At 51.3% G+C, this 20,811-nt stretch carries 19 protein-coding genes, 1 pseudogene and 1 other annotated feature; of the genes and pseudogenes, 6 read left to right on the top strand and 14 right to left on the bottom strand.

The genetic code is table 11. The annotated features are described in order from the left end of the window. Positions 1-100: 100 nt before the first annotated feature. The 5 genes and pseudogenes from BMW55_RS06400 to hemL all read right to left on the bottom strand — a co-directional run. Positions 101-476 (bottom strand): annotated as a pseudogene (locus BMW55_RS06400) (class I tRNA ligase family protein); the annotation flags it as partial. A gap of 46 nt (positions 477-522) precedes the next feature. Further along, positions 523-751 (bottom strand) — a binding site (T-box leader). A gap of 161 nt (positions 752-912) precedes the next feature. Next, positions 913-1,071, bottom strand: a complete 159-nt coding sequence (locus tag BMW55_RS19280; protein ID WP_170839775.1) for a hypothetical protein — start codon at positions 1,069-1,071, stop codon at positions 913-915. A gap of 345 nt (positions 1,072-1,416) precedes the next feature. After that, the gene (locus BMW55_RS06390) at positions 1,417-2,517 is read right to left on the bottom strand and encodes a phosphotransferase (RefSeq protein WP_170839774.1); all 1,101 of its coding nucleotides are present in this window, start codon (positions 2,515-2,517) and stop codon (positions 1,417-1,419) included. Further along, on the bottom strand, positions 2,514-3,656 hold the full coding sequence (locus tag BMW55_RS06385) for a LysM peptidoglycan-binding domain-containing protein (protein WP_170839773.1): 1,143 nt from the start codon (positions 3,654-3,656) through the stop codon (positions 2,514-2,516). The genes BMW55_RS06390 and BMW55_RS06385 overlap by 4 nt, the downstream gene beginning before the upstream one ends. A gap of 265 nt (positions 3,657-3,921) precedes the next feature. Beyond that, positions 3,922-5,214 (bottom strand): glutamate-1-semialdehyde 2,1-aminomutase, encoded by a 1,293-nt coding sequence (hemL, locus tag BMW55_RS06380; protein WP_089966489.1) that lies wholly within the window; start codon positions 5,212-5,214, stop codon positions 3,922-3,924. Between the two features lie 272 nt (positions 5,215-5,486). On the opposite strand from hemL, the gene BMW55_RS06375 reads away from it, so the two are divergent. Beyond that, positions 5,487-6,119 (top strand): nitroreductase family protein, encoded by a 633-nt coding sequence (locus BMW55_RS06375; protein WP_089966487.1) that lies wholly within the window; start codon positions 5,487-5,489, stop codon positions 6,117-6,119. Between the two features lie 159 nt (positions 6,120-6,278). On the opposite strand, the gene ahbA is transcribed toward BMW55_RS06375, so the two are convergent. Genes ahbA through hemA form a run of 7 tightly spaced genes read right to left on the bottom strand, consistent with a single transcriptional unit; the run spans position 6,279 to position 13,657 of the window. Then, positions 6,279-7,337 carry a siroheme decarboxylase subunit alpha gene (ahbA, locus tag BMW55_RS06370; RefSeq protein ID WP_089966485.1) on the bottom strand — a complete coding sequence of 353 codons (1,059 nt, stop codon included), beginning with the start codon at positions 7,335-7,337 and terminating at the stop codon, positions 6,279-6,281. Then, a complete protein-coding gene (gene hemB / locus BMW55_RS06365) occupies positions 7,337-8,317 on the bottom strand; it encodes a porphobilinogen synthase (protein WP_089966483.1) in 981 nt (326 codons plus the stop codon). The genes ahbA and hemB overlap by 1 nt, the downstream gene beginning before the upstream one ends. A 16-nt stretch (positions 8,318-8,333) precedes the next feature. Next, the gene (cobA, locus tag BMW55_RS06360; RefSeq protein ID WP_089966481.1) at positions 8,334-9,860 is read right to left on the bottom strand and encodes a uroporphyrinogen-III C-methyltransferase; all 1,527 of its coding nucleotides are present in this window, start codon (positions 9,858-9,860) and stop codon (positions 8,334-8,336) included. Continuing rightward, positions 9,857-10,783: a hydroxymethylbilane synthase gene (gene hemC, locus BMW55_RS06355; RefSeq protein WP_089966480.1), complete on the bottom strand. Its 927-nt coding sequence runs from the start codon at positions 10,781-10,783 to the stop codon at positions 9,857-9,859. Before hemC ends, cobA begins: the two co-directional genes overlap by 4 nt. A gap of 13 nt (positions 10,784-10,796) precedes the next feature. Beyond that, positions 10,797-11,444: a precorrin-2 dehydrogenase/sirohydrochlorin ferrochelatase family protein gene (locus tag BMW55_RS06350; protein ID WP_089966478.1), complete on the bottom strand. Its 648-nt coding sequence runs from the start codon at positions 11,442-11,444 to the stop codon at positions 10,797-10,799. 24 nt (positions 11,445-11,468) lie between these two features. After that, positions 11,469-12,284: a cytochrome C assembly family protein gene (locus BMW55_RS06345; protein ID WP_089966476.1), complete on the bottom strand. Its 816-nt coding sequence runs from the start codon at positions 12,282-12,284 to the stop codon at positions 11,469-11,471. Positions 12,285-12,304: 20 nt separating this feature from the next. Then, positions 12,305-13,657 (bottom strand): glutamyl-tRNA reductase, encoded by a 1,353-nt coding sequence (hemA, locus tag BMW55_RS06340; RefSeq protein ID WP_089966474.1) that lies wholly within the window; start codon positions 13,655-13,657, stop codon positions 12,305-12,307. 185 nt (positions 13,658-13,842) lie between these two features. Here hemA and BMW55_RS06335 point away from each other — a divergent pair, with 185 nt between their 5' ends. The 5 genes from BMW55_RS06335 (at position 13,843) to map (ending at position 17,872) form a co-directional block, all read left to right on the top strand. Further along, positions 13,843-14,868, top strand: a complete 1,026-nt coding sequence (locus tag BMW55_RS06335; protein ID WP_089966473.1) for an ABC transporter substrate-binding protein — start codon at positions 13,843-13,845, stop codon at positions 14,866-14,868. 12 nt (positions 14,869-14,880) lie between these two features. Next, entirely contained in the window at positions 14,881-15,651 is a 771-nt protein-coding gene (locus BMW55_RS06330; protein WP_089966471.1) for an ABC transporter ATP-binding protein, read from the top strand. Between the two features lie 89 nt (positions 15,652-15,740). Further along, positions 15,741-16,487, top strand: a complete 747-nt coding sequence (locus tag BMW55_RS06325; protein ID WP_089966529.1) for an ABC transporter permease — start codon at positions 15,741-15,743, stop codon at positions 16,485-16,487. 167 nt (positions 16,488-16,654) lie between these two features. Next, the gene (locus BMW55_RS06320; protein ID WP_089966469.1) at positions 16,655-17,074 is read left to right on the top strand and encodes a hypothetical protein; all 420 of its coding nucleotides are present in this window, start codon (positions 16,655-16,657) and stop codon (positions 17,072-17,074) included. Between the two features lie 48 nt (positions 17,075-17,122). Next, positions 17,123-17,872 carry a type I methionyl aminopeptidase gene (gene map, locus BMW55_RS06315; protein WP_089966468.1) on the top strand — a complete coding sequence of 250 codons (750 nt, stop codon included), beginning with the start codon at positions 17,123-17,125 and terminating at the stop codon, positions 17,870-17,872. A gap of 618 nt (positions 17,873-18,490) precedes the next feature. Here the strand turns inward: map and BMW55_RS06310 are convergent. Together BMW55_RS06310 and BMW55_RS06305 are read right to left on the bottom strand one after the other, a co-directional pair. After that, a complete protein-coding gene (locus BMW55_RS06310; RefSeq protein ID WP_089966466.1) occupies positions 18,491-19,834 on the bottom strand; it encodes an MATE family efflux transporter in 1,344 nt (447 codons plus the stop codon). A gap of 68 nt (positions 19,835-19,902) precedes the next feature. Then, positions 19,903-20,754: an arylamine N-acetyltransferase gene (locus BMW55_RS06305; RefSeq protein WP_170839772.1), complete on the bottom strand. Its 852-nt coding sequence runs from the start codon at positions 20,752-20,754 to the stop codon at positions 19,903-19,905. Positions 20,755-20,811: the final 57 nt, after the last annotated feature.

The following is a 20,811-nucleotide window of genomic DNA, read 5'->3' as shown; positions in this document are numbered from 1 at the left end:
CCTCGCTAGGCTATCTGACGCCGATGGAGGTCTATTCTGGAGAGCTCTCCACTCATGTTGCTTGACCTCCGTCGCATTCTGAGGGTAGCATTACACTCTTCTTTCCACTTCCACACTTCATCCAGGAATTTTTCCCGACCCAAGTCGTGCCGGCTGATTCCCTGCTCGCGCAATTTGGCTTCGACGCGCGCCTGGGTGGCGATTCCCGCATGGTCCATTCCCGGCAGCCACAGCGCATCATATCCCTGCATCCGTTTCCAGCGGATTAATATATCTTGCAGGGTGTTGTTCAGCGCGTGTCCGATATGCAAATTGCCCGTTACGTTTGGCGGGGGGATGACAATCGTGTAAGGCTTTTTGGCCGGATCTTGTCCCGCCTGAAAAAAGTTTTCTTCGATCCAGTAATCATACCACTTGGCTTCGGCATGTTTCGGATCATACGCCGAAGGCAGGTTGCTTTTTACTGATTCAGCCATCTGCTTTTCCTCCCAACTTCAAGTCCAAAAAATAAAACCTTTCGCCTCAAAGGACGAAAGGTATTTTCGCGGTACCACCTTTGTTCACTGCCAAAAGCAGTGCACTCCACTCCGGATAACGGCCGGAATCCGGTTAGTCCTACACGGGCAACAGCCTTTCAGACTAACAGCTCCAGGGCGACGTTCAGCGGCTTTCTCTTAAGAAACCTTCCAGCCCAGGGGTTTCTCTCTCTTGAAGAGGGATACCGCCTACTCTTCCCTTTCAAAGCAATATGAAAAAGATGCCATTGTTTGTATTTTATATTATAACGATTCACCGGCCCGAGTCAAATGATGCAATAAACAAGTCAGGATCAAGGGTCCGGATCAATGGAAGGATGACCGTTCGAAGTCTCGTGCCAAAATAGGTGAAATGAACAATATGAAGACCGTTTCCTTAACGAATGCCAAATGTGTGTTTGATCAGTTCATACATCGCTTGGGGATCGGCTAAAAATGTGACCAAGAGGATCGTGACCAACAGCATGATGCTGAGAAATGAAAGAAAAAGTACTCCGCGGTATGCCTTCCTTACCATGGATTTTACCAAACTCAAGATGATAAACCCCTTCCTTACAGCATCCAAATTCTTTTCCCATTAACATATTCTTATTCTCCACTTTTCGTACACATCTGTCTAGTATTTATCTTCGTGAGTGGATGAAAAGGCAATCACAACCGGAATTTTTTGCATATGATTTGATCAAGGGAAACTTTTTTTCTTCGAGCAATCTTTGTTGCCCCGATGTTTGTACATTTTGCGTAAAGCGGAAAAAAGAAGGGATTCCGATGATCAAAGTGTTTTTATGGGTACTTATCCTCACTCTCCCGATCAAAGGATTGTCCATCTATTTGAGGAAAAAACGATAAAAAAAAACAAAAAAACCGGGTTCTCCCCGGATTATGATTTACGCTTTTTTTCAGCTTTCTTTTTCCCCCGTCCGCCTGAGACGGAAGGGAATGGCTGGCGGTTCTCCTCAGTACGGGCTTTTTTGCCCGGCCACAAGGTCTTGACCGCCTCTTGCAACTGTGCCAGATGATGAATTTCTTCTTCCAGCCGTTTCACTGCATGGGCTTCCATACTCGTGATTTTTGGCTCTTCATAGTACCGTTCGACGGTTTTCAGCAGCCGCTCGGGGTAAGCGAGATAAAGGGCCAACAATTTTTTTTCCTTCGGCTGCAAAGGCCATTCCGCTTCGTATGCTTCCAAGATCTGAAGCGGCTTTTCCGGATCCCCTTCAAACGAGGCATATCTCCTCATCAACAAAGCCAGATCCCGCACCGGGCTGTCCACTTGGGCGTGATCAAAATCAATCAAGTAAAAGCGTTCTTCATCCCGGGCGACATTGCTTGGATGGAGCCTTCTGTGGCATAAGGTATAGCGCGGCGATTTGCCTCCTTCTTTTTCCATAAACCGCTCCATCCCGCGCAGGAAAAAGGCAAGCGATTGCTCGATGCTCTCCTTATGGCCGGAAAAACATTTATCAAATGGGGACTGAAATTCGCGGGATTTGATCTGGTCACTGATGTTTGCCAGTTTCTCTTGTCTCTGTTTCCATTTGTTCACAGCTTCCTCATCTACACGTGTACACAAGTCAGGGTAGTTTTGAACCAGCGGTTCTGAAAGCCGGTGTAAACGGGCAAGTGCCTGGGCCAATTCGGTCACTGCGGGCTGTTTCCCATGTTCCGAAATGCCGTAACAACTTTTCCATGGAGTGGCATACCAGGTACCGCTGGTTCCTGTTACAATCGGCTCTCCCTGTCTGGTCGGGAGCCAGGGCAACAAATGAGGATGTCCCTGGGAACGGATCTCTTTTAAAATCTTGTGCAACAGGTGTAGCTTTTCACGGGATGCCCGTGATTTTTTTAAGGCATAGACCCCTTCACGCAATGTGATGCGCCATACTCTGCGTCCGACATTTTCCACCAGGGTCGGTTGCCAGCCGTACTGTTTGAAAACTTCGAACAGTTCCGAACCCTGCGTATATGCTTCCGTGTTCAATCGATCTGTCCCCCCCTGAGTCCCCGCGTGAGAATCTCTTTTTCTTCTTTTTGGTTGGGGATATAGATAATCTGCCCTTCTTCCAATTGGCCGGATTGTAATTTGTTTACGCTCATCAATGCGGCAGGGGATACGTTGTACTTTTCGGCCAATTGATCAATCGTTTCATCTTTTTGCACAATCACCATCCGCATCGATAAAAAATTTTCCTCTTTGCTGTTGATCAGCCAGAGCGACCAGTGACCTTCCCGTTGTCGTCCTTCCTCATTTTCCTCCTCATTCTCCTTGACCTCTTGATTGGCGCTGTTTTCCCGGTTGCGATCCATTTCAGCTTCCTGTTCCAGATCCTTCTCTCTCCATGCCTGCTCACGTCTGCTCTTTTGCCGTTCCGCCCAGAAGTCCTCCGCCGACTGGGGCTCAAAGTCGGGATCGTCGTCTTCTTCCCTTTCAGCGTGCTGCTCCGCCTTCTCATTTACCGGTTCATCATCTTCCACAATTTTGAGATAATCTCTGCGGGCAAAATGGTCTTCATCTTCCTTGGAATCCTGTGCGAAGCGGGAATCTTCCCCGGGAACAGAAACCATTTCCTCCAATCCGTCCTCTTCTGCCCGCTTGTCTTCCCGCATATCTTCACTGCTCACCGAGACGGGTTCAGCGGGAGATCCCGAGAAGACAGGCGCGGCTTCCTGTTCCTCCGCAATCTGGTCTGCATCCTCCTGTCCTTTCTTCTCCGGCAACAAGCCATCAATCATCAAAATCGCTTCAATCTGCAATTCAAAAGGAGATACGACACTGTAGTCAAACGTTTCCACTTCGGCTGAGATGTGGCTAAGCTCGGCCCGGTCAGCCGGAAGCGTAATCTCCACCGGGATCACGTAGGCGATCTCTTGTCTGTTTCCCTCATCGGGATGGTGATCCATATGTAAGTGGATATCCTCCGGGCAATCATCCGGCTGTTTTCCCAGATAAACACCGTTGAGTCGCAGGTAGCCTTGGATTTTTAGATGTGTTCCTTCGTCTCTGATCTCTACATCCGGGTACAGGTCCATCTCCAGGAGGGTGCCGATTCCAGGTTGTTGGGGATGCAATCGGACCTTCTCCGAGATATCAAAGCGAAGTTGGTTAAACTGGCTTTCCATCGAAAAAATCCCTCCTTGTTCTGGTCTGCCGAAACTCAAGACCGTCCGCCGGCCAGGCAGGCAGGTCATAGGTTTTGGACGTTACTGTATCTATATGCGTTTGAAATGGGGTTATAACCTTTCAGTGGACAAGTTTTCACAGATTGCTAAATAAAGGCCCTGTCCCAAGCATCGGATGCCAGGTTGCTAGGTAAAAGAAAATCACCTCCTCTGCAAATGCGCAGGGGGGTGATTCCCAGCATGATAATGATTCGGCTGAAAAAAGCTACTTTGTCAACTTCATCAATGCCCTCCGGTTGGCTTCAATGGTTCGTTCAATATCTTCATCCGTATGGGCCATGGAAAGAAACATGCCTTCAAACTGAGATGGCGGAAGGAAAATTCCCTCTTCCAGCATCAAGCGGAAATACTCTGCAAAACGGTCCGTGTCTGATTGCTTGGCCTGGGTATAGCTGATGACATTTTCCCCTGTGAAAAAGAGGCAGACCATGGAACCCACCCGGTTGATATGATGGGGAATGCCCGCTTCCAGCGCGTTTTTCCGAAGCCCCTCCTCCAGGCGCTTGCCTTTGCGCTCCAGCTCAGCATAGGCTGCCGGGTTCATCTCTGATAACGTGGCATAACCAGCGGCCATCGCCAGCGGGTTTCCGGACAGCGTTCCGGCCTGATACACGGGTCCGGTCGGAGCGATCATTTCCATGATCTCGCGCTTTCCGCCGTAAGCCCCGACCGGCAAGCCTCCGCCGATCACTTTCCCCATGGTCGTCAAATCGGGCGTGATATGATATTTTCCCTGGGCAGAATAATAACCGACACGAAAACCGGTCATCACTTCATCAAAGATGAGCAGGGCTCCATATTGCTGAGTGATCTCACGCAATCCCTCGAGGAATCCGGGTTGTGGAGGAACCACGCCCATGTTGCCGGCAACGGGCTCCACGATGACCGCGGCGATCTCTTCCCCAAACTTGTCAAAAGCCATTTGTACGCTATCCAAATCATTATATGGAACGGTTAGAGTGTGCTGGGCTGTATTTTCCGGAACTCCCGGACTGTCGGGCAAGCCCAGGGTAGCCACACCCGAACCTGCTTTAATCAAGAGACTGTCCGAATGTCCGTGGTAGCTTCCCTCAAACTTCAGGATTTTATTGCGCTTCGTATAGGCGCGTGCCAGTCGCAGGGCACTCATCGTCGCTTCCGTTCCCGAATTGACCATGCGCACAATATCGACAGACGGCATTCTCTCCGTGACCAGCCCGGCCATCCTCGTTTCCAGCTCGGTAGGTGCCCCAAAGCTGGTTCCTTTTTCCGCCGTCTCTTTGATGGCTTGCACGACCGAAGGATGGGCGTGTCCTAAAATCAAGGGTCCCCATGAGCAGATGTAATCGATATATTCGTTGCCGTCCACATCCACGATCCGGGAACCAAATCCCCGCTCAATAAACACCGGATTCATCTTCACGGATTTAAATGCGCGAACCGGGCTGTTGACCCCGCCCGGAATCACTTTTACGGCTTCGGCATAGTCGGCGACCGAACGTTCATAACCTTTGTGCATGAGGATCACTGCCTTCCTGGAGATCTTATGTACCTTTCAACCGCTTCCCGTCGGATCATCGGTATGATTTTTCTTCTCGAACGTATTTTAACTCAAATTCTGCTTCTTCCACGAAGAAGATCTAACATTTTTCTAACAGTCACGGTGATGCAAGTGAATCATACCCCGATAACTTATGTTTGTATACTTGATGGATAAAATATAGTATCATTTATTATTATAGCAGGTTCATCACATATCATATCTTTTCATTTAACAGGAGTGTGGGAGAAATGACGACGAAAACGCAGCTTTCGGTTGAAGAAGCAATGAAAGCCCGTCATAGTGTGAGGAAATACCAGCCGGGAGTGGTGATCCCCAAAGAAGAATTAAATGAAATCCTCGCTTTGGCAGCCACGGCTCCGTCTTCCTGGAATCTGCAACACTGGCGCTATCTGGTCATCACCTCCCGGGAACAAAAAGAACGCATCTTGCCGATCGCCTACGGACAGCAACAGGTGGTTGATTCCTCAGCAACCATCGTGATCCTGGGAGATCTGGAAGCCGACAAGTCGGCAGCTCCCGTCTATCAACAGTCGCTCGACAAGGGACTCATTACGCAGGAAGTGTATAACATTATGATCAGCCAAATCGAGTCAGCATACAAAGGAAATCCTGAGCTGGCCCATAGAGAGGCCATCCTCAACGCCTCTTTGTCCGCCATGCAACTGATGCTGGCAGCGAAGGCCAAAGGGTATGATACTTGCCCGATGGGTGGTTTCGACCGGGAAGCGTTAATCAAGGAATTAAATATTCCGCCGCGGTTCATTCCCGTCATGATGATTACGATCGGCAAAGCGGCTGCACCCGCTCATGCCACGATGCGTTTTCCGCTGGAAGAACTGGTGATTGAGGAAAGCTTTTAAGCATGGATGAAAAAGCCGGGCGTCTCCATCGAGATGCCCGGCTTTTTGATTATTTTTTCCCGGAACTTCCGTGTACTCAGCAAACGGGAATCGGACGTCCAACGCTGAATAGGTTCAATCCAAACAAAATAGAACCCGCCGGAACCAGCGGGTATCAACCTATGCATCCAAGCCCAGTTGCTGGATGATTTGTTCTTCCCATTCTTCCATTTCCGGAGTGAAATAGGAGACACGGGTCTTTTTATATTCTTTTGTGGAGTAAAGAGTGGCCCGTTCTTTGATCCCCGTTTCGTCTTCAATCGCTTGCAGGACGCGTTCACACTCTTCCATCGAGCGGCCGTGGACCATGGTGAAGATGGAATACGGCCAATCCGGATAGGTGGGACGCAGATAGCAATGGCTAACGGCTTTGAAAGAGCCCATTTTGGGTCCGATTTCATCCGCTTTGTCGGCGGGTACTGCCCACACCCCCATGCCATTGAAGCGGAAACCGGCTTTCCGGTGATTGAGAACGGCGGAGAAGCGGCGCATCTGTTTGCGCTTGATCATGTTGCGCCCTGCTTCGAGCAATTCTTCCGTCGTAATGCCGATGTTTTGGGCCCAACCGTCAAACGGGCGCGGTTCGACCGGCAAATCTTTTTGCAGTTCGCGAATGACGGCAATGTCGAAATCGGTCACCACTTTATCGGCATTTTGACGGTCTTCTTCACTGTAGCTGGGTTTGGCCTTTGCTTTGGCCCCGTCTTCTTTTCCGGTCATATCGAGTTGAACACCGATTTTAAACAGCTTCAGGGTGGGCATCAGGCGAATCACATCCACCTCAGCCAGTTCACCCAGGATTTCCACCGTTTTTTCCAAACCCAGCCGGCTGTTGGGCGGAACGGCGATCGTAAACCAGAGATTGTAATCGTGATTCCGTTTGTAGTTATGCGTGACGCCGGGATGCTGATTGATGATCTGTGCCGCTTGATCCACACGCTCCTCGGGAATTTTGGCCGCCACCAGGCTGGATTTGTAACCCAGCGTGCGCGTATCGAAGATGGCCGAGATTTGGCGGATCGGGTCTTTTTTCAACTCACGGACCCGGGCCAGCACTGTTTCTTCATCGGTACCCAGCTTTTCGGCCAGCGCGAGATACGGGCGGGGAACCAAATCAATTCCTTCTTGCAAGAGGTTTAACAGTTCTTTATCCAGTGCGTCCATCGTGACGGTTGCCATCAATGATCGCCTCCTTTAAGCCAGCGGGCCACATCTTTGGCATGATAGGTTAAAATCAAGTCGGCTCCGGCCCGCTTAAATCCGACCAAAATTTCCATGACCACTTTTTCTTCATCAATCCAGCCGTTTTGCGCCGCCGCCTTGACCATGGAGTACTCCCCACTCACATTATAAGCGACAACCGGCAAGTCAAAACGTTCTTTCACCCGGTGGATGACATCGAGGTAAGCGAGTCCGGGCTTCACCATCAGCATGTCCGCTCCCTCGGCCACATCAGAAGCGGCTTCCCTCATCGCTTCGCGGGCGTTGGCGGGATCCATCTGATACGTACGCCGGTCACCGAATTGGGGGGTGGAATGGGCTGCGTCACGGAAGGGGCCGTAAAAGGCGGAGGCGTACTTCACCGCATAAGAGAGAATCGGCACATGGGCATAGCCCGCTTCATCCAATCCGCGGCGAATCGCATGGACAAACCCGTCCATCATATTGGAGGGAGCAATCATATCCGCTCCCGCCCGCGCCTGCGAAACGGCGGTCGCCACCAGGCGCTCCAGTGACGGATCGTTGAGAACCTCCCCATTTTCGACAACTCCGCAATGTCCGTGAGAAGTATATTGGCAAAGACACGTATCGGCGATCACATAAAGGGAAGGGAATTTCTCCTTCACCTGGCGGATCGCCTTCTGTACAATGCCGTGCTCGTGGTCGGCCTGGCTGCCGCACTCATCCTTTTCAGCCGGGACACCAAAGAGGATGACGGAACGAATGCCGAGTTCCACCACTTCTTCCACTTCTTCGTTCAAGCGGTCGAGGGAAAAATGATAAACTCCCGGCATGGATGGAACTTCGGCTTTGATTCCCTGTCCTTCCACCACAAAGATCGGATAGATCAAATCTTCCGCACGGATGTGATGTTCCCGGACCATCCGGCGTATGTTTTCACTTGCTCTCAATCGGCGATGACGAATAAAAGATTGCATAAAGATCCTCCTCTGCCTATGGTTTGGCAGGCAATTGCTGGATCGCTTCCAGTAATCCATCAATCGTATAGGTGTCTGCAACGGCATCCACTCTTACACCGAGCTCTTTAGCCGTCTGCGCCGTAATCGGGCCGATGCAGACAATTTGTGATTGTGTGAGCAAAGAGGTTACATCTTCCCTAATCGTGCGGACCGCTTCCACAAAATTGCGAACCGTGGAAGAGCTGGTAAAGGTGATGACATGAACGTCGCCGTTCTCAAGCAGCCGAACCACTTCCGTGGCATCTTCCGCACCGATGCGGGTATCATAGGCATCCACTTCCGTCACCCGGCAGCCCATCTTCTCCAGTTCTCTGGCCAGCACTTCCCTGGCGATATCCGCGCGCGGCAACAGGACCTCCTGGCCGGATTGTACCAGAGGCCGCAAGCTTTCCACCAGGGCTTCCGCCTTATACTCCTCCGGAAGCACTTCCACCCTGAGCCCTTTCTCCGTCAAAGCTTCACCCGTTTTCGGACCGATGGCGGCGATCCGGGCCTTGCTCATCTGGCGGATATCCAACTTCAGTTCAATCAGGCGCTTGAAGAAATATTTCACTCCATTGGCGCTGGTGAAGATCACCCAATCGAATTTGGAGAGCTGTCCTAAAGCTGCATCCAACAGATCTTGCCGCTCCGGGCGGGTGATCCGGATCACCGGGAATTCCAGCGGCTCCCCGCCCAGGGCCGCGATTTTTTCCGACAGTGCGCTGCTTTGGCTGCGTGCCCGGGTCACCAGCACCCGTTTGCCAAAGAGCGGTTTCTTTTCAAACCAGGACAGTTTGTCCCGCAGCCGTACCACTTCGCCCACAATGATGATCGCCGGGGAGCGGAAGTTCGCTTCCTGCACTTTTTGCACAATGTTTTCCAGTGTTCCGACAAGCGTTTCCTGCTCGACCCTCGTCCCCCAACGGATCAGGGCTACCGGAGTTTCTTTGGAACGACCGTGCTTTCTCAGCTGTTCGACGATAAAAGGCAGATTGCTGACCCCCATCAGGAAAATCAGCGTTTCGGTGGCGGTGGCCAGACGATCCCAGCGAATCGACGATTCCGTTTTTTCCGGACGCTCATGTCCGGTCACAATCGAAAAGGAAGAGTTGAAATCGCGATGGGTTACCGGAATGCCTGCATAAGCCGGCACGGCAATCGCCGAAGTGATTCCGGGAACCACTTCAAAAGGAATCCCCTCTTCCACACACCGCTCCGCCTCTTCACCTCCGCGCCCGAAAATAAAAGGGTCCCCCCCTTTGAGGCGGGTGACGACTTTCCCTTCTTTCGCCTTATCTACCAGCAGTTCATTGATTTCTTCCTGGCTCAAGGTGTGCCGGTCCGGCAATTTTCCCACGTAAATCAGCTCTGCCCCTTCTTTGGCATGTTTCAAGAGCTGCGGGCTGGCCAGGCGGTCATAAACGATCACATCCGCCTTTTTGATCGCTTCCAGCCCTTTGACAGTGATCAAACCCGGATCACCGGGTCCGGCACCAACCAAATAAACCATTCCGCTCATCCAACTAACCCCTCTCGAACCGTAGCCAGTAACTCTCCTGCTCCCTGATCGATCAACTCTTTGGCCAGTCTCTCGCCGAGGTCCCATTCGTCTTGCCCCTGGAGGGTTGCCCGCAAGATTTTTTTGCCGTCCGGTTGCGCAACGAGACCGGTCAGACGGACTTCGTCCCCGATCACCTCGGCATAACCGGCGAGCGGCAGATGACATCCGCCGTGAAAGGAGCGCAGGAAAGCCCGTTCTGCCCAGACTGCTCTCGCTGTTTCTTCATGGTTGATCTTTTGCAAAAGCGCGAGCAGCTCTTCATCGTCTTCCCGGCATTCCACCGCAAGGGCCCCCTGCCCGACGGCCGGAAGCATTTGCTCGACCGGAAGCTCCTGGCTGATCTCATCCTGCCAGGACATGCGTGACAAACCGGCGGCTGCAAGGATGATGGCATCAAATTGCCCGTTTTTCATCTTGGAAAGACGTGTCCCGAGATTTCCCCGCACCGGCTCCACCTTGAGATCAGGGCGGCAGGCGAGAATCTGGGCCTGGCGCCGCAAGCTGCTCGTACCCACCACAGATCCGGCCGGCAAGTCATTCAGAGTGTGCCCTTCCCGGGAAAGCAGGCAGTCAAGCGGATTCTCGCGAACGGGGATCGCACCGATCACTAGGCCCTTGGGCATCTCTCCCGGCATGTCCTTCATGCTGTGCACGGCAAAGTCAATTCGTTTGTCCAACAATGCTTGCTCGATTTCTTTGACAAACAAGCCTTTGCCGCCCACCTTGGACAGGGTGACATTTAAAATCCGGTCTCCCTTGGTCACGATCTTTTCCACGCGAACCTCAAGCCCCGGGCATACCTCTTTGAGGCGGTTGACCACCCATTCGGTTTGTGTCAAAGCCAATTCACTTTGTCTTGTTCCAACAACCAAGGGTCTCATGTTGAACCCCTTTCTACGTTTGCACTGAAATTTGTTGATCGATCCACCGGAGCATCAACTCTCTCACCCCATGCGGATTGGTGCGGCACTGTTCGATCCATCTGTCTGAAACCAATTCCTTCATCAATTGGTATCTTAAGTGCGCGTCCGGCACCTGGCGCTGGATGAGGCTGCGGATTTCCTGCATAAGCTCCAAAAACAACGCGTATTCATCTCCGTAAGTTTGTTCCAGTTCACGCCGGATTTTCTTGGACAGTGACGGGCTGGCACCACTCGTGGAAACAGCGATGGTCAGCTTCCCGCGCTGAACGGTCGAAGGGACGGTGAAGTTGCAAAGCGCGGGCTGGTCCACCACATTGACCCACTGGCCACGTTTTTTCGCATCTTGATATACGGTCCGGTTCACCCGTTGATCATTGGTGGCGGCGATCACCAGAAAACAATGCTCACCGTCTTCGGAACGGTAAGAACGGCTCAACCAGTCAATCTGCCCCAAAAGCGCCATTTGTTTTAAACGGGGAGTCGCCGTGGGGCTGACCACAACCACCTCAGCCCCTGCATTGACAAGGGAAACCGTCTTTCTTTCAGCCACTGGACCTCCGCCGACAACCAGGCAACGCCGAGATGTCAAATCCACCATCATCGCATAATACTGTCTCATCGTTATCCTACGTCTCCTTTTTGGCTACACCCAGTGGTGAAAGGATAGCCGCAAATCAGAGATAAAGTAATTGAGCGCAATGGAACCCACGGACAGGGCGTTCCACCAGGCCAGCCGGCGGCCGTGCCATCGGCGGGCAGTCCGTTGATAGAAGACCATCCCGTACGCGATGAGAACCAGGAACGATGCCATGATCTTCGGATCCGTCCAGAAAGACGAGCCAATCGTCTGATAGGCGTAAATCACTCCCAGAATCATCGCAATCAGGAACAAGAGAATGCCGGCCATCACCAGCCAGTTGGAAAACATCTGCAACTGATCCAGGCTTGGCAATCGTTTTAAAAACCGATTCCATTTCTTCCGTTTGAGCAGGTAGTTCGTGATCAGATATAAAATCCCGCCGATACTGGACAAAGAAAAAACGGCATAGGCCGCGATGGCCATGGTCACATGCACAAAAACCAGTTCTGACAAGAGCAGCTTTTCCAGTACCGGGGGAACGTCTCGGGCAAAAAACAGATTGATGGCCGAAACCGTGAAGCCGATCATATTGGCGATAAATACAAACACCGCCATGCGGTAAATCCGGTTGATGATCAGCGTAAAGGTAACCAGCAGCCACGAATATAAAAATATTGAGTCGAAGCGGGTCACCATCGGAAAAAACTCCAGACCCCTCAGCACGAAAATCGATGTCTGCAAAAGCCAGACAAGAATGAGAAAGGCGTAGGAAATTCGCTCTGAGCGCTTACTCCGATGAAGTAAATCCCCGAAAGCAAACACCAGGGAGAGCGCATACACGTAAATCAGAAAATCGTATAGCCAACGCTCACCGAACATATCTCAGGGTCCCCCTTCGCTTACGGGCGGACGAAGGATTGACCGCCGGCAAAGGCGGGGATATCGACCGGCGCCTTTTGTTTGTTTTTGGCCTTCTCTTCGGCCTTGATCTGCTCTTCGAGGGCGAACAGATAAGTGAACATTTCCAGAGCTTCATCTTTGTGGTTGCCTGCCGCCAGCTCCTTGACGCGGACAATCGGATCGCGCAAGAGCTGGTTGACAATGCTTTTGGTGGCTTTTCTCAGCACCCGTTTTTCATGCTCCGTCAAATCAGGAAGCTTGCGTTCGATCCGTGCCATCGCCTCTTCCTGAACGGTCAGAGCTTTTTCCCGAAGTGCCGCAATGAGGGGAACAACCCCCAAGGTGCGTAACCATTCATCGAACTCCGCTGTCTCTTCCCCGATCCAGGCTTGTACCCTTTTCGCTTCTTGCTCGCGCAGGCTCATGTTGGCATCGACGATGCCATGCAAATCGTCGATATCGTAGAGAAATACCTGATCCAGCTCATGCACGGCAGGATCGATATCGCGCGGCACGGCAATATCGATCAGAAACAGCGGAGAACGTCTCGCTTTGAGTGCAGGTTCCACCATTTCCCGGGTGAGCACCGGCTCGGCGGCACCTGTGGAACTGACCACAATGTCCGCTTCCTGCAGGACCTGGCCCAGCTCTTCCCACGGACGCGCTTCTCCTCTGAACTTGGCCGCCACTTCTTCTGCTTTGGCAAGTGTACGGTTGACCACCAGCACACGGGTCGCTCCCGTGGAATAAAAATGTTTGGCCGTCAACTCGCTCATCTTGCCGGCCCCGATGAGGAGAATCGTTTTATCGATAAAAGTATCGAACATCTTTTTCCCGAGTTCCACAGCCGCATAGCTGACAGAAACGGCATTTTGGCCGATTTCCGTTTCGGAATGTACACGCTTTCCAAGCGTGACAGCCTGTTTAAACAGTGTATTGAAAATCGTTCCCGTCGTTCCTTCAGCTTGAGCCGTCAAAAAGGCGCTTTTTACCTGTCCCAAAATTTGCGTCTCACCCAGTACGAGCGAATCCAAACCGCAGACGACCGTGAATAAATGGTTAACCGCTTCCAGATTTTGCTTCACGTACAGGTGAGGGACAAACTCTTCTTTTGGAACGCGAAACCAGTTTTCTAAGAATGACTTGGAGTAATATTCACCGGTATGCAGCTGATCGCAGACCACATACAGTTCCATCCGGTTGCATGTGCTCACGATCACGCACTCGAGAATGCTCTTCATATCCCGTAAAACGTTAAGGGCCATCTGAAGCCGGTCGCTGGAGAAAGCAAGTTTCTCCCGAAGTTCCACCGGAGCCGTTTTATGGTTAAACCCTACGACGAGAATATGCATGACCTTCACCCCGAACTCCAGATTAGCCGACAAACTAAACGTGAACAGGCTATTCTGGCACACATGTCATTTTTAATCATTAATCATTATAACACAGGGGCGCCTATTCCCAAGCATCACCTGTGAACACATTTTGAAGCCCTTATTATATAATAAAAGTAGCCCATTGAAAAAGAGGTGGTTCCATGGCACGGCGTGCCCGAGGCTTTCGTATCTTGACGGTTCTGTGTCTCCTCCTGTTTCCCGTCGCCTGTACCTCAACCGCAAAACCGGTAAACGGCACCACCAAGATCCGCCTCGTTGAAGTGACTCATTCGATCTTTTACGCCCCCCAGTATGTAGCCATGAGCCAGGGATTTTTTAAAGAAGAAGGATTAGACATTGACCTCACCAACGGAAATGGCGGGGACAAGACGATGACCACCCTGGTGTCCAACCAGTCCGACATCGTTTTGGTCGGAGCCGAAGCGGGAATATATGTTACAGCCCGAACATCGAGCCAACCGGTGGTCGCGTTTGCCCAGCTGACTCAGACAGACGGCAGTTTTTTGGTCTCACGTGAGCCCATACCCTCATTCAGTTGGAGCATGTTGAAAGGAAAAACCCTGCTAGGACAGCGCAGGGGCGGCATGCCGGAAATGGTGAGCGAATATGTACAAAGAAAAAACGGAATTGAACCGCACAGAGATGTCGAAATTGTCCAAAATGTCGCTTATCAAAATTTAGCCCCCGCCTTTGCCTCCGGAACCGGTGATTTTGTACAGCTGTTTGAACCTTTTGCTTCCAAATTGGAACAAGAAGGAAAAGGTTATATCGTCGCTTCATTCGGCAAAGACAGCGGCCACGTGCCTTACACCTGTTATCTGGCTAAAAAGAGCCTGTTGAAACAAAATCCGGATCTCATCAAACGCTTCACCCGCGCCGTCTATAAAGGTCAAAAATGGGTGGAGTCCCATTCCGCTGCCGAAATCGCCGATGTGATCCAGGAACATTTCCCGGATACCGACCGCAGCATCCTTGTCCGGGTCATCGAACGCTATAAGAGCCAGGGGTCTTATGCCGTCGATCCCGTGATCGGAGAAGAAGAATATCAGCATCTGCTGGAGATCATGGACCAAGCCGGCGAGCTGCCCAAAAGGGTTCCTTATGAACAACTGATCGACACGGAAATCAGCCGAGAAGCAATGAAGGAAGTGGGAGCGAAAAAATAAAGGGGTGATCGTATGACTTCCCCATACGCCATTCAGGTGATCAACCTCACCCACACCTATATCTCCAAAAAGGAAGAGATTGTTGCTTTAAAATCCGTCTCCTTTGATGTTTCCCCCAGTGAATTTGTGGCTCTCGTGGGCTCAAGCGGATGCGGAAAAAGCACCCTGTTGTCTCTCATTGCCGGGATCTTCCCGTCGACGCACGGGAAGATTCTCTTGTATGGCCAGGAAGTGAGAGGGCCTACTCCTCTGACCGGCTATATGCTGCAAAAAGACGGGCTCCTGGAATGGAGAACCGTTGAGCAAAATCTGACGCTCGGCCTGGAAATCCAGCGCCAGGCGACCAGGGAAAAAATCGCCCATGCACGCTTTCTGTTGGGACAGATGGGTTTAAGCCATGTTCTTCACCATTTCCCCTCTCAACTTTCCGGCGGCATGCGCCAACGGGTCGCCCTGGTGAGAACGCTGGCCGTCCAACCGGAAATTCTGCTCCTGGATGAACCTTTCTCCGCCTTGGATATCCAGAATAAACTTCATTTGGAAGAGCTGCTGATCCAAGTATTAAGGGAGCACAAAAAGACAGCTGTTTTGGTGACCCATGACCTGGAGGAAGCCATCGCCATGGCAGACCGCATCATCGTCCTGGGAGGCCAGCCCGGCGAAATCCGGCGCACCTTGGAAGTCCCTGACGAAATACGGTCTCTCTCTCCGTTGAAAGCTCGCGGACACGCCTTGTTTCGGCCGTTGTTTGAAGAATTGTGGAGGGAGGTGGAGAGACCGTGAATCGTTCCATATGGGTCCATTGGCTGGAACGGGGGGCTACCAGTGAAACACACGCCGCTTACCTGCGGAAACTGCGCATCCGCCAAGTGATGATCTGGCTGGTGCGGATCAGCTTGTTGATCGGTTTGCTCGGCGGTTGGGAATGGGCGACCCGCACAGGGTGGCTGGACCCTTTTCTCTTCAGCAGCCCCAGCCTGATTTGGAACCAGGCTGTACAACTCGCTGGCTCCGGCGAGTTATTCTACCACATTCAAACGACCACTGTGGAGACGATTCTGGGATTTCTGCTGGGAACGGCATCAGGGATTTCCCTGGCCACCCTGATCTGGGCCTCTCCTTTTCTCTCACGCGTGTTGGATCCTTATCTGGTCGTGTTGAACAGCATGCCCAAGGTGGCATTGGGACCTTTATTCATCGTCGCCATGGGCACGGGATTTGGCTCTGTGTTAGCCATGGGAATCGCCATCACGATCATCATTACCACCCTGGTCATTCACAGCAGCTTTCAAAGCGTGGACAAAAGCTATCTGATCCTGGCCCGCTCCTTCGGGGCCACCCGCTCCCAAATTTTCCGCACCATCATCTTCCCGGCCTGTATCCCCGATATGATCGCCGCTTTGAAAGTTAATGTCGGGCTGGCCTGGGTGGGGGTCATCGTAGGGGAATTCCTGGTATCCAAAGCAGGGCTTGGCTATCTCATTATCTACGGCTTCCAAGTATTTAATCTGAATCTGGTCATGTTGAGTTTGGTGGTGGTGGCCCTGATCGCGACGATCATGTATCAGCTCATCTCCTGGCTGGAACACCGCTTGCTCCGCCACCGTTCGGTAACATGACCTTCTCAGAGGCTCCACCGGAAAGGAAGAAATCCGAAAACCTATTACTCTATCAAGAACCGCTGTATGATAAGATGAAAAAGGAAAAATCTACTTAACCAAGGAGAGACCATCTTATGCACTCTAAAATCATTGGTTTTTTTCTTCTACTCATCGGAGCAATACTAATGATTTTCAAACTTGGGGTGGCTCCTCTCAATTCTTTTTTCACCTGGCCTTTTCTTCTCTTCCTTCTCGGAGCTTTTCTGGTCTTTTCCGGTTTTCTGACATCGAATGGCGGTTTCGCTCTGTGGGGCGGAATTTTTGCCGGTCTTGGCCTCGCAATCTGGGGAAGCCGGACCATCGAAGGATGGCCCACCCACTGGAGCCTGATCGTCGGTCTGATCGGCATCGCCTTTCTTTTGCAGTTTGCCATCAACAAACATCATCTGTCCGCCGTCACCGGCAGTGTGCTTGTTTTAATCGGCTTTTTCTGGTGGCCGGGCATCCGGGAGCTGCCGTTCATCGCCCCTGTAGCGGGAATCCTGCACACGATCTGGCCGGTTTTTGTCGTCGTGCTGGGGATATTTCTTATGTTGCGCAAGTAGTTCATGGATGCATAGAATGGATGAAAACCAAAAAATGGAGAGACCTGCATGATATCCGTAAAAAGCAGAGACGAAATCGACAAGATGCACAAGGCAGGAAAAATCCTCGCTTCCTGCCACCAAAAACTCTCCCGCCTCATCCGTCCGGGGGTAACCACCTGGGAAATCGACCAGTGGGTGGAAGAATATTTGAAGCAACGTGGAGCGACTCCCGAGCAAAAAGGTTACATGGGATATCCCTATGCAACCTGTGCCTCGATCAATGATGAAGTTTGCCACGGCTTTCCACGAAAGATCCCGTTAAAAGAGGGCGATATTGTCACGATTGACATGGTCGTCAATCTGGACGGCTGGCTGGCCGATTCCGCCTGGACTTATGCCGTCGGACGCGTGTCGGAGGATGTACAAAAGCTGTTGGATGTCACCAAAGCCGCTTTATACGAAGGCATCGCCCAGGCCAAACCGGGCAACCGCATCGGTGATATCTCCCACGCCATCCAAACCTATGCGGAGTCGCGCGGGCTCTCGGTGGTTCGTCCCTTTATCGGACACGGAATCGGACAGCAGATTCACGAACTTCCGGAAGTGCCCCACTTTGGCCCGCCCGGAACAGGCCCTGTGCTCCGGGAAGGAATGGTCATCACCATCGAGCCGATGCTCAACCTCGGCAGCCATCACGTAAAAATGGAGGCAGACGGCTGGACGGCCAAAACAGTCGACGGCAGTTGGTCCGCCCAGTATGAGCATACGGTGGCCATCACTGCCGACGGGCCGCTCATCTTGACGGAGCAGGACTAACTGCAAGTCTGCGCACAACCCGGGAACGAATACGGGCCTGTTTTGACCCCGCACCAAAATCTTTTTGACGACTCCGTTCCGATGCAATGGCAGAGTCCCTCGTCGCAAAAAAAATTCCGCCGGTTGCCCTCATCAAGATTGACGAAGAACGGGCCATAAAAGTTTGACACAATATTGGACGAGAGCCCGCTCCGGAAGCACAATCACTGAAGAACCCTTAAACAGCACCCTTTCAATAGAAAAAGAGCCTGAGACGTCTGATCTTGGGCTCTTTTTGGTTGCTAAGCAGCCGTATAGCACTTTCTACTGTTTCTACTACTTGGAATATAAAAACTGAGGGTAGGATATTACCCCCAGTCGCATACTTATATCGAATGACATGTTGTGATACAGCACTTTTTTTGCCGCTATCACGAATGGAGAAAAATTCTCCTCAGAGATATCGTCGATATTCATCCACAAACCTCCGGATGAATCCTGACCTTCTGTCATAGTCGTTTTGGCACAAACATCTAACCGCCGTGTTTTAAATGGGGACTCTAAAAAGTCTCGGATCATTTCACCCGGAAAATAGATAAGTCCGTGGAGAGCGCTTTGGTGGCCTTAAAAAGGCGGGAGCTACTCTGCCAGTTGCTCCCGCACCGGTTGGGCCGATTTCAGCCGTACTTGGGACCAGTCCGTCCTGTAAAACCGGATCATCACACTGATCCCGAAAGCCATGAGAAAGATGTATAACGACAGCCAGGCCCCCATACTTGAGAGTTGAAGAACAAATGTCAGCACATAGGTCAACGGGACGAAAAAGAAGAAACCGAGCAGAAATGACACCCGTAGGAGAAATGTCGTATCTCCGATCCCCCGAAGCCCTCCGGCGTAGAAATTGAGCAGGCCGTCAAATACCTGCAGGAAAGCGGAGGTCTTAATCAAAGAGGCAGTCAATTCGTATACCTGGGGATCGTCAGTATAAAGGCGGGCGATCGGGTCTGCCAGCAGAAATTCGACCAGTCCAAGCAAGAGCATGAACAAACTTCCCATGATCGCTGTATCCGTACCCGCTCTTCGGGCCAGTAGCGGGTTTCCTTTCCCGATCTCTTGCCCGACCAGGATGGTTGCCGTTGTACCGAAAGCAAATGCCGGCATAAAACCGAACGCCATGACATTAAGGGCGATTTCATTGGCAGCCAGCGCATGGGTACCCAGGCGGGCGACAAACATCGTAAAAATAAACATCGAAACGCTCATGGAAAATTCTTGGATCCCTAACTTGAAACTTTCCGATAAAATCAGTTTTGATTCGGAACGATTAAAAGGTACTTTTGTCCGCGTCCCGAAACGGGCATGGAGGCTGACAAAATAGACGTAAAGACATCCCAGTGCACCGACCGCTTCCCCGATCAGAAAGGCCCAGCCGGCTCCGGCGAGACCCCATTGCCGAGTGAAGGTGTAGGTACAAATGATCATGCAGAGATTGCTGATCACCGATAATCTCATCGGGGTCTTCGTATCACCGATTCCCCGGAAAAATCCGTGAAAGACAAAGGAAAAAACGGCAAAGACCATGGCAAAAAAGCGGACACGCAAGTAATCCCCGCCGGTCCGAACCAGTTCTTCCGAACCGCTCATCAACAGGAGGATGCCGTCACTCAGAAACGTTCCGCAAAGAATAACCAAAACACTGGCGGCGATACACAAATAAAGGGCCAGATAAGTGCGCTCGATCCCTTTATTCAGTTGATTGGCGCCAAAGTTTTGCGCGACCAGATAATTGACGGTATGACCGATTCCGGAAAATAATGCCCAGGCATTGTACATGATGATATTGGATACGCCGACGACCGCGATCGCCAACGCACCCAATTGCCCTATGATCATCAGATGGATCGTTGACGTTACAGTCATCGAAGCAAATGAAGCAATCGACGGGATGGCGAGAAACAATATCTTTTTCCAGTTTTCTTTCATCTTCTACCTCTTGCATACGAAGTTAGCGAGAATTTTATCAGACCCGGGAAATCTTGGTCAACCACCATTCAGCTTTCGCGGCTTTGAAAAATATCCACCCCCAAATCATCCAAAACCGCAATCGCCTCTTCTACCGGCAGGTTGGGAAGGCCAAACTCCTCGTTGATGACTCTCCGGATCTCTCGCACACTGGTTAAATGGGTTGTTTCCACCTTACCCTCTTGCGTTCGGATCCTAAACGTATGATTGAGCAAAGAGACGCTTCTTTTTTGATCCAGTTGCCAGAGTTGGCATCGCAATTGGGTCATAAAAGTTTTTCCCGGTTGAAAAGATCGTTCGATTGCAGGCAGAATGTCGCCGAAGTGATAGTGTTTCCTGGTATCAAATGTCCAAACGGTTTTGCTTAATTTTCCGTCCGTATATCTGCGATAAGCGTACACTCCCGGCTCTTCTTCCGCTTGTAGATAACATTCTTCTCCGCCAAATGCGGAAACATTTTCGGGATTGGTTTGAAAACGGACCGGTTGAAAAAAAGGGGCGGCTGAACCACAATCGACATATACCCATTCATCGGGAAATTCAGGAAGCCGGACCAGGAGAGCCAAGTGGACCTGTCCCAATTCCATATAGCGGCATTCAAAGCCGAGGACTTGCAAAAGCTGATAAAGGTTGGAATTGATCGCATAACAAGTACCGCCCAAATCCTGATGGATCAGTTGGTCTACAAACTCTTCCGGTGTGGGGATATATTTGTGTGTTTCCTTGAAACGCCTGTAAGTAAGCAGCTTGCTGATGTTTTCAAAAGGAACTTTGTTCAGGTGTGCGGTGCAAATTTGCGTTAAATATTCAAAAGAAGGCGGTTGGATCGGGAGTTTCAGAAATTGCAAATATTGTTTCGCCCAAAGAGGCAGATGGCTCACGGCAAGTTCCTCCTTTCGAGGGAATATGTATGAATCGGTCATTCTACCTATACCCGG

The sequence above is a fragment of the Lihuaxuella thermophila genome (assembly GCF_900110165.1).
GTDB lineage: Bacteria > Bacillota > Bacilli > Thermoactinomycetales > Thermoactinomycetaceae > Lihuaxuella > Lihuaxuella thermophila.
Note: the sequence above shows the minus strand (reverse complement) of the source record. Positions and strands in the feature narration are given on the sequence as shown.

What these genes read in the sequence shown, in the direction of transcription:
- ahbA (WP_089966485.1), bottom strand. Translation starts at nt 7,337, where the DNA reads ATGGCAACCGTCACGATGGACGCACTGGATAAAGAACTGTTAAACCTC.
- hemL (WP_089966489.1), bottom strand. Translation starts at nt 5,214, where the DNA reads ATGCACAAAGGTTATGAACGTTCGGTCGCCGACTATGCCGAAGCCGTA.
- map (WP_089966468.1), top strand. Translation starts at nt 17,123, where the DNA reads ATGATATCCGTAAAAAGCAGAGACGAAATCGACAAGATGCACAAGGCA.
- cobA (WP_089966481.1), bottom strand. Translation starts at nt 9,860, where the DNA reads ATGAGCGGAATGGTTTATTTGGTTGGTGCCGGACCCGGTGATCCGGGT.
- BMW55_RS06330 (WP_089966471.1), top strand. Translation starts at nt 14,881, where the DNA reads ATGACTTCCCCATACGCCATTCAGGTGATCAACCTCACCCACACCTAT.
- BMW55_RS06310 (WP_089966466.1), bottom strand. Translation starts at nt 19,834, where the DNA reads ATGAAAGAAAACTGGAAAAAGATATTGTTTCTCGCCATCCCGTCGATT.
- hemB (WP_089966483.1), bottom strand. Translation starts at nt 8,317, where the DNA reads ATGCAATCTTTTATTCGTCATCGCCGATTGAGAGCAAGTGAAAACATA.
- BMW55_RS06320 (WP_089966469.1), top strand. Translation starts at nt 16,655, where the DNA reads ATGATTTTCAAACTTGGGGTGGCTCCTCTCAATTCTTTTTTCACCTGG.
- BMW55_RS06325 (WP_089966529.1), top strand. Translation starts at nt 15,741, where the DNA reads ATGATCTGGCTGGTGCGGATCAGCTTGTTGATCGGTTTGCTCGGCGGT.
- BMW55_RS06345 (WP_089966476.1), bottom strand. Translation starts at nt 12,284, where the DNA reads ATGTTCGGTGAGCGTTGGCTATACGATTTTCTGATTTACGTGTATGCG.
- BMW55_RS06375 (WP_089966487.1), top strand. Translation starts at nt 5,487, where the DNA reads ATGACGACGAAAACGCAGCTTTCGGTTGAAGAAGCAATGAAAGCCCGT.
- hemA (WP_089966474.1), bottom strand. Translation starts at nt 13,657, where the DNA reads ATGCATATTCTCGTCGTAGGGTTTAACCATAAAACGGCTCCGGTGGAA.
- BMW55_RS06385 (WP_170839773.1), bottom strand. Translation starts at nt 3,656, where the DNA reads ATGGAAAGCCAGTTTAACCAACTTCGCTTTGATATCTCGGAGAAGGTC.
- hemC (WP_089966480.1), bottom strand. Translation starts at nt 10,783, where the DNA reads ATGAGACCCTTGGTTGTTGGAACAAGACAAAGTGAATTGGCTTTGACA.
- BMW55_RS06350 (WP_089966478.1), bottom strand. Translation starts at nt 11,444, where the DNA reads ATGAGACAGTATTATGCGATGATGGTGGATTTGACATCTCGGCGTTGC.
- BMW55_RS06335 (WP_089966473.1), top strand. Translation starts at nt 13,843, where the DNA reads ATGGCACGGCGTGCCCGAGGCTTTCGTATCTTGACGGTTCTGTGTCTC.